Here is a 7,654-nt window from a genome sequence, read left to right as displayed (position 1 = left end):
CACCGTCAGCGCCAGGAACAGTGCGAACCACTCCCCGCCGCCGACCACGGCGTCCCCGCCCGCCCCGCCGTCCTCGCCCCGGGTGATCTGCGTGGCCTGCACGAACCACACGATGAAGACCCCGGTGAACGCCATCCCGGACAGCGCCCCGATGATCCGTCTCGGCGCCTCGGACGCGGCCAGGGTATAGAGGCCGACAAGCCCCATCAGATATCCCATCTGAGCGGGCGCGACAGCGATGAACACCAGGACGACGGCGACGGGCCACATCCGCCGCACCAGCAGCACGGAACCGGCGAGCGCCCCGAACACGACCCCCACGAACGCCGGCAGCCCCGCGTCCCCGGCGAACGCGACACCCTCCACGGAGCACTCGACCGCCGACACGAACGCCAGCGCGCCGTCGAGCACGGCCCCCCGCCACCGCTCCCACCACCACGGGCCGACCGGGCGGCCCTCCATCCTGGCCCCGGTGCGGTCTTCCCCCGTCGCGGTCATACCCCCAGCCTACGTTCGAGCGCCCCCGCTTTTCCGGCGAGTTTCTCGTACTGGCCTACACCACACCGCCCAATCGAACAGAAGCGAAACCACCCGGTATCCCTCGAACTACTGAATCGCACACCGCTCGACCCCGGAACCCGCCATTCCGCCCAGACGGTATGCCCATGGCACATCCCCAGAGCAAGTACGCCGACTTCGAGAGCCTGCGCGAACAGGCGATCACCCTGCGCCGGGCCGGCCTCAGTCGCCGCCAGATCCGCGACCGCCTCCACGTCGACAACAACGACATCCTCAACCGCCTCCTGGAGGGCGAGCCCCCTCCCGAGTGGACCAAGCGCCCACGCGCCAAGGACGACCTCCGCGCCAAGGCCAGAGAGCTTCGCGCCCAGGGCTGGACGTACGACCAGATCCAGGTGGAGCTGGGCTGCTCGAAGAGTTCGATCTCACTTTGGGTACGAGACCTACCGAAGCCCGAGCGCATGCGCAGCACAGAAGAAGCTTCGGCCATCGCCAGAAGGGGCTGGGAAGCCACACTGCGACGCCGAGAAGAGGAGCGCCGACAGACAAAAGCCGCCGCCATGCATGCGGTCGGCGAGCTGTCCGATCGAGAGGTCTTCCTGGCGGGTGTCGCCCTTTACTGGGCGGAAGGCGCCAAGGACAAGTCGTACTGCCGCCGCGAGAGGCTGCACTTCATCAACAGCGACCCGAACGTCATCGGCTTCTTCCTGCGCTGGCTCGACACACTCGGCGTGGAGCGCGAACGGCTGCGCTTCCGGGTGAGCATCCACGAGTCGGCCGATGTGACGGACGCCGAAGCATTCTGGGCCGGACTGGTCGGCGTGGACCGCTCCGCGTTCCAGAAGGCCACCCTCAAGAAGCACAAGCCGAAGACGAAGCGGAAGAACACCGCTCAGGCATATCGAGGCTGCCTGATCATCTACGTGCTCGGCAGCGCCGACCTGTACCGTCGCATGGAGGGTGCCTGGTACGGCATAGTAGGGGCTGGCATCGCTTCCGATCTAGAAAATCGGGCATAGCGAACAAACCATCCCGGATCGTCTAAGGGCAGGACAAACGGTTTTGGTCCGTTGAATGAGGGTTCGAATCCTTCTCCGGGAGCCACAGCACACAAGACCTCAGTTCGGGTCCTGACCTCAGACAGACGGGTCAGGGCCCGCTCACATTTCCCCCTCACTGCCCCCCGGTATCCTGCGGATGTCCACACCCCACTCATCCACAGCCGAAGGGCATCCCCGTGAGCGCAACCCGCCCGGCAGCCGTCGTCGTCCTCGCAGCGGGTGAGGGCACCCGTATGAAGTCGGCCACACCCAAGGTTCTGCACAGCATCTGTGGCCGCTCCCTGGTCGGCCACGTCCTCGCCGCCGCGCGCGAGTTGGACCCGGAGAGCCTGGTCGTCGTCGTGGGGCACGCCCGCGAGAAGGTCGCCGTGCATCTGGCCGAGGTCGACCCGGGCGTACGCACCGCGGTCCAGGCGGAGCAGAACGGCACGGGGCACGCGGTACGGATGGGCCTGGAGGAGCTGGGCGGCGGCGTCGACGGGACGGTCGTGGTCGTCTGCGGCGACACCCCGCTGCTGACCGGCGCGACGCTCCGCCGCCTCGCCGAGACCCACGCGGCCGACGGCAACGCCGTGACCGTGCTGACGGCCGAGGTCCCGGACGCCACCGGCTACGGCCGCATCGTGCGGGACGGCGCCTCGGGTGCCGTGACGGCGATCGTGGAGCACAAGGACGCGACGGAGTCGCAGCGGGCGATCCGGGAGATCAACTCGGGTGTGTTCGCGTTCGACGGTCAGCTGCTCGCGGACGCGCTGGGCAAGGTGCGGACGGACAACAGTCAGGGCGAGGAATACCTGACGGACGTCCTGGGGATCCTGCGGGAGGCCGGGCACCGGGTGGGCGCCTCGGTCGCGGTGGACCACCGGGAGATCGCCGGGATCAACAACCGTGTGCAGCTCGCCGAGGCGCGCCGCATCCTCAACGACCGGCTGCTGACCGAGGCGATGCTCGCGGGTGTCACGGTCGTGGACCCGGCGTCCACGTGGGTCGACGTGACGGTGACGTTCGAGCAGGACGCGCTGGTCCACCCCGGTACGCAGCTGCTCGGTGCCACGCATCTCGGTGAGGGCGCGGAGGTCGGTCCGAACTCGCGGCTCAAGGACACGGTGGTCGGGGCCGGCGCGCGGGTGGACAACACGGTGGCGGACGGCGCGGAGGTGGGTCCGCAGGCGACGGTGGGGCCGTACGCGTACTTGCGTCCGGGGACGCGTCTGGGTCTGAAGGCGAAGATCGGCACGTACGTCGAGACGAAGAACGCGTCGATCGGTGAGGGGACGAAGGTTCCGCATCTGTCGTACGTGGGCGACGCGACGATCGGGGAGTACTCGAACATCGGTGCGGCGAGTGTCTTTGTGAACTACGACGGTGAGCAGAAGCATCACACGACCGTCGGCTCGCACTGCAAGACGGGTTCGGACAACATGTTTGTGGCTCCCGTCACGGTCGGGGACGGTGCGTACACCGCTGCCGGGTCCGTGATCACGAAGGATGTGCCGCCCGGTTCGCTGGCCGTGGCCCGTGGCCAGCAGCGGAATATCGAGGGTTGGGTGGCTCGTAAGCGTCCGGGGAGCGCGGCGGCGAAGGCGGCCGAGGCGGCTGCTCGGGAGGCGGAAAGCGAAAGCTGACCGGAAACGGGTGCGTCGGGGACGGCGTACCGTGATAAGTGCACACCCGCACCCCAGCTGAGCGGTCATCCATGCCCAGCTGTGACACCTCTGAGGAGACAGTGCTGTGACCGGGATCAAGACGACCGGCGAGAAGAAGATGATGTTCTTCTCCGGCCGCGCCCACCCCGAGCTTGCCGAGGAGGTCGCCCAGCAGTTGGGTGTCGGGGTCGTCCCGACGAAGGCCTTCGACTTCGCCAATGGCGAGATCTATGTGCGGTACCAGGAGTCGGCGCGTGGCGCGGACTGCTTTCTGATCCAGAGCCACACGGCTCCGATCAACAAGTGGATCATGGAGCAGTTGATCATGATCGACGCATTGAAGCGCGCGTCGGCCCGCTCCATCACGGTGATCGTGCCGTTCTACGGTTACGCGCGGCAGGACAAGAAGCACCGTGGTCGTGAACCGATCTCGGCGCGACTGATCGCGGATCTGATGAAGACGGCGGGTGCGGACCGGATCCTGGCGGTCGATCTGCACACGGACCAGATCCAGGGCTTCTTCGACGGCCCGGTGGACCACCTGTTCGCGCTGCCGCTGCTGGCGGACTACGTGGGCGCGAAGGTGGACCGGAGCAAGCTGACGGTGGTGTCCCCGGACGCGGGTCGTGTGCGGGTGGCGGACCGTTGGTGCGACCGGCTGGGTGCGCCGCTGGCGATCGTGCACAAGCGGCGTGACAAGGACGTGGCGAACCAGGTCACGGTGCATGAGGTCGTGGGTGAGGTCAAGGGCCGTATCTGTGTCCTCGTGGACGACATGATCGACACGGGTGGCACGATCTGTGCCGCGGCGGACGCGTTGTTCGCGCACGGCGCGGAGGATGTCATCGTGACGGCGACGCACGGTGTGCTGTCGGGTCCGGCCGCCGATCGGTTGAAGAACTCGAAGGTCAGCGAGTTCGTGTTCACCAACTCGCTGCCGACGCCGAGTGAGCTGGAGCTGGACAAGATCACGGTGCTGTCGATCGCGCCGACGATCGCGAACGCGGTGCGTGAGGTGTTCGAGGACGGTTCGGTGACGAGCCTGTTCGACGAGCAATAGGGATCGCGGAGCGGTCGCGTAGAGATCGTTTTGGGTGCGGCCTCCCTTGCCGAGTAGACTGCTGCAGTTGCTCGGCGAGGGAGGCCGTCCGCGTTCTGTGCGCGGGTTCGGCGGTCCGTTATCGACGCGCTCTTCGTAGCAGGCCGTTCGTGGCCGGGTGACCACGTCCGTTGCTATCTCTACGAGGAGTGATCATGTCCGAGGTGAAGCTCACCGCGTCGACGCGTACCGAGTTCGGCAAGGGTGCCGCCCGTCGTATCCGTCGTGACTCCAAGGTTCCCGGTGTTCTGTACGGTCACGGTTCCGACCCGCTGCACCTGACGCTGCCGGGCCACGACCTGCTGCTGGCGCTGCGTACGCCGAACGTCCTGATCTCGCTGGACATCGACGGCAAGACCTCCGAGCTGGCGATCCCGAAGTCCGTGCAGCGTGACCCGATCAAGGGTTTCCTGGAGCACGTGGACCTGCTGCTCGTGAAGAAGGGCGAGAAGGTCAACGTCGAGATCCCCGTGCACACCGAGGGTGAGCTGGCGGCGGGTGGCAACCTGCTGGAGCACGTCCTGAACGCGCTGCCGGTCGAGGCCGAGGCCACGCACATCCCCGAGTCGGTCAGCGTCTCGGTCGAGGGCCTTGCGGCGGGTGCGTCGGTCCTGGCGAAGGACATCGCGCTGCCGAAGGGTGTCTCCCTCGCGGTCGACGAGGACGCGGTGGTCCTCCAGGTTCTGGCCGCGCAGGCGGAGGAGCCCTCGGAGGAGGGCGCCGAGGGCGAAGAGGTCGCCGAGGCCTGAGCCGTACTGCGACAGCGGTACAGCGAGAGTTGATCCAGCCGCCGTTTCCCTTGCGGGAGCGGCGGCTGGTTCGCGTAGGAATGGAGACATGGACGTGACGACCGATCCCGCTGCCCCCTGGTTGATCGCCGGGTTGGGGAATCCCGGGCCCGAGTACGCCATGAATCGGCACAATGTCGGGTTCATGGTGGTGGATCTGCTGGCCGAGCGGATCGGGGGGAGGTTCAAGCGGGCAGGGAAGGCTCAGGCGCAGGTCGTGGAGGGGCGGATCGGGCCGCCGGGGCCGATGAGCCGGCGGGTGATCCTGGTGAAGCCGATGTCGTTCATGAATCTGTCCGGTGGTCCGGTCAACGCGCTGCGGGACTTCTACAAGGTGCCGGTGGGCAACATCGTGGCCGTCCATGACGAGCTGGACATCGACTACGGGACGCTGCGGCTGAAGCTGGGCGGTGGTGACAACGGTCACAACGGGCTGAAGTCGATGACGAAGGCGATGGGGTCGGACTACCACCGGGTGAGGTTCGGGATCGGGCGGCCGCCGGGTCGGATGCCGGTGGCGGACTTCGTGCTGAAGGACTTCGCGTCGGCGGAGCGCAAGGAGTTGGACTACTTCGTGGACCGGGCGGCGGACGCGGTGGAGGGTCTGGTGATCGATGGTCTGGAGCGGGCACAGGGGACGTACAACTCCTGAGGGGGGAGTTCGGGAGGGATCCGGACAAGTCAGGATGGCTTCCTCGTCCCGGTTGGCCTGCGGGAGTTGACCGACCACGGTGCCATGGCCAATGATCCCCGCCATGCCCGCCAGCCATGCCTCCGCTTCCCGTTCGCGGCGCGCCCGTGCGCTGCCGCGCAAGGGTGGTGCGTCGAGCGCGTTGCGGTACGGGCGGCTCGCGGCGATGGGTGTCGTCGCGTTGGTGATCCTGGTCGCCGGGGTGTGGGGTTCCTGGGGCTGCGCCCAGCACGTGATGCTGAGCAAGGGGCGCGAGCAGGGGACGATGACGGTGTCCCGGTGTGAGGGGACGGTCTGCTGGGGGCCGTACGAGCCGGTGTCGGCGGGGTCGACGGCGCGGCAGCGGGTGAGCATCGAGCACTCGGTGGCGGTGAGGACGGGGGAGACGTACTCGGTCGTCGTGAAGCCGGGCAGCAGTGATGTGGTGCGGACGGGCCCGGCGGGTCTGCTGCACGCGTGGGTGCCGCTCGGTGGCGCGCTGCTGTTGTCCTCGGTGGTCGTGGCGGGCGGGTTGCGGATGCGTCGCTCGGCGTGGGTGCTGGGCGGTGCGGGTCTGACGCTGATCACGGCGGCCTGGGTGGCCCTGTGAGGCCGTCGTCCTTCTGAGCTGACACAGCGAAGGGGCCCCGCGGTCGTACGACCGCGGGGCCCCTTCGCTGTCTCGGCTCGGCCGGTGTCGGGGTCAGCCGGTGTTGCGCAGGCCCGCCGCCACGCCGTTGACGGTGAGGAGGAGGGCTCGGGCGAGGAGCGGGTCGGGGGTCTCGCCGGCGGCGGCCGCGTCGCGCTGCCGCTTGAGGAGGGCGACCTGGAGGTAGGAGATGGGGTCGAGGTAGGCGTCGCGGATGGAGAAGGTCTGCTGGAGGACGGGGTTGGCGTCGAGCAGCTTGTCCTCCCCGGTGATGCGCAGGACCTCGCGGACGGTGAGCTCGTGTTCGGCCTTGATGGTGTCGAAGACGTGCTTGAGCTCGTCGGGGACGAGGGTGTCGACGTAGTGCTGGGCGATCCGCAGGTCGGTCTTGGCCAGCGTCATCTCGACGTTGGAGAGGAAGTTGCGGAAGAAGTGCCACTGCTCGTGCATCTCTTCCAGCACGGTGTCGAGGCCGGCTTCGCGCAGTGCCTTGAGGCCGGAGCCGACGCCGAACCAGCCGGGGACGATCTGCCGTGACTGGGTCCAGCCGAACACCCAGGGGATGGCGCGCAGGCCGTCGAGCGAGACGCCGGAGCCGGGGCGGCGGGAGGGCCGGGAGCCCAGGTGCAGGTCGGCGAGTTGGTCCACCGGCGTCGACGCGAGGAAGTACGTCGGCAGGTCCGGGTCCTCGACGAGGGCGCGGTAGGCGGCGTGGGCGGCGTCGGAGACGACGTCCATGGCGGCGTCCCAGCGGGCGAGGGCCTCGACGGACTGGCGGGGCGCGGTGTGCAGGGCGGACGCCTGGAGGGTCGCGGCGACCGTGAGTTCCAGGTTCTCCCTGGCCAGGGACGGCACGAGGTACTTGTCGGAGATGACCTCGCCCTGCTCGGTGACCTTGATCTCGCCTTCGAGGGTGCCCCAGGGCTGGGCGAGGATCGCGTCGTGGGAGGGGCCGCCGCCGCGGCCGACGGTGCCGCCGCGGCCGTGGANNTGGGCGCGGTGGATCTCCCACTGGCTGGTGGTGATGCCGCCGAACTTGGAGGAGTCGGAGTAGCCGAGCATGACCTCCTGGACGTCGCCGCGCAGGGCGACGAGCCGCCGGTAGGAGGGGTCGGCGAGCATGTCCTCCAGGATGGTGTCGGCGGCCTTGAGCTCGTCGGTGGTCTCCAGGAGGGGGACGATGCCGATCTTCGCCCAGCCGGCGTGGAGGTCGATCAGGCCG

Annotated in this window: 7 protein-coding genes, 1 tRNA gene and 2 pseudogenes; 7 read left to right on the top strand and 3 right to left on the bottom strand. The window is 68.3% G+C overall.

What is annotated here, in order from left to right:
* Positions 1 to 498, bottom strand: a pseudogene (locus tag AOK23_RS23130) (DUF7134 domain-containing protein); the annotation flags it as partial.
* 167 nt (positions 499 to 665) lie between these two features.
* Between AOK23_RS23130 and AOK23_RS23125 the strand changes: the two are divergent.
* The 7 genes from AOK23_RS23125 to AOK23_RS23095 all read left to right on the top strand — a co-directional run bounded on the left by AOK23_RS23125 (position 666) and on the right by AOK23_RS23095 (position 6,393).
* Complete coding sequence (locus AOK23_RS23125; protein ID WP_055714588.1) at positions 666 to 1,538, top strand: helix-turn-helix domain-containing protein; 873 nt, start codon at positions 666 to 668, stop codon at positions 1,536 to 1,538.
* Between the two features lie 11 nt (positions 1,539 to 1,549).
* Positions 1,550 to 1,623, top strand: a tRNA-Gln gene (locus AOK23_RS23120).
* A gap of 133 nt (positions 1,624 to 1,756) precedes the next feature.
* On the top strand, positions 1,757 to 3,205 hold the full coding sequence (gene glmU, locus AOK23_RS23115) for a bifunctional UDP-N-acetylglucosamine diphosphorylase/glucosamine-1-phosphate N-acetyltransferase GlmU (RefSeq protein ID WP_079049638.1): 1,449 nt from the start codon (positions 1,757 to 1,759) through the stop codon (positions 3,203 to 3,205).
* A 106-nt stretch (positions 3,206 to 3,311) separates the two neighbouring features.
* Entirely contained in the window at positions 3,312 to 4,286 is a 975-nt protein-coding gene (locus tag AOK23_RS23110; RefSeq protein ID WP_055522386.1) for a ribose-phosphate diphosphokinase, read from the top strand.
* Positions 4,287 to 4,480: 194 nt separating this feature from the next.
* The gene (locus AOK23_RS23105; RefSeq protein ID WP_055714586.1) at positions 4,481 to 5,074 is read left to right on the top strand and encodes a 50S ribosomal protein L25/general stress protein Ctc; all 594 of its coding nucleotides are present in this window, start codon (positions 4,481 to 4,483) and stop codon (positions 5,072 to 5,074) included.
* Between the two features lie 88 nt (positions 5,075 to 5,162).
* Positions 5,163 to 5,765: an aminoacyl-tRNA hydrolase gene (gene pth / locus AOK23_RS23100; protein WP_055714585.1), complete on the top strand. Its 603-nt coding sequence runs from the start codon at positions 5,163 to 5,165 to the stop codon at positions 5,763 to 5,765.
* A gap of 103 nt (positions 5,766 to 5,868) precedes the next feature.
* Entirely contained in the window at positions 5,869 to 6,393 is a 525-nt protein-coding gene (locus AOK23_RS23095; RefSeq protein ID WP_240496513.1) for a hypothetical protein, read from the top strand.
* A gap of 93 nt (positions 6,394 to 6,486) precedes the next feature.
* Here AOK23_RS23095 and AOK23_RS23090 read toward each other — a convergent pair.
* Both AOK23_RS23090 and AOK23_RS50130 read right to left on the bottom strand, forming a co-directional pair.
* Positions 6,487 to 7,421: pseudogene (locus AOK23_RS23090) on the bottom strand (phosphoenolpyruvate carboxylase); the annotation flags it as partial.
* Between the two features lie 2 nt (positions 7,422 to 7,423).
* Positions 7,424 to 7,654, bottom strand: a 231-nt coding sequence (locus AOK23_RS50130) for a phosphoenolpyruvate carboxylase (RefSeq protein ID WP_240496514.1), incomplete at both ends; no start/stop codon positions are given.

Origin of the sequence: Streptomyces torulosus, assembly GCF_001419765.1 — a bacterium.
In the GTDB taxonomy this organism is placed as follows: Bacteria; Actinomycetota; Actinomycetes; order Streptomycetales; family Streptomycetaceae; genus Streptomyces; species Streptomyces torulosus.
This window is presented reverse-complemented; position numbering and strand designations above follow the sequence as displayed.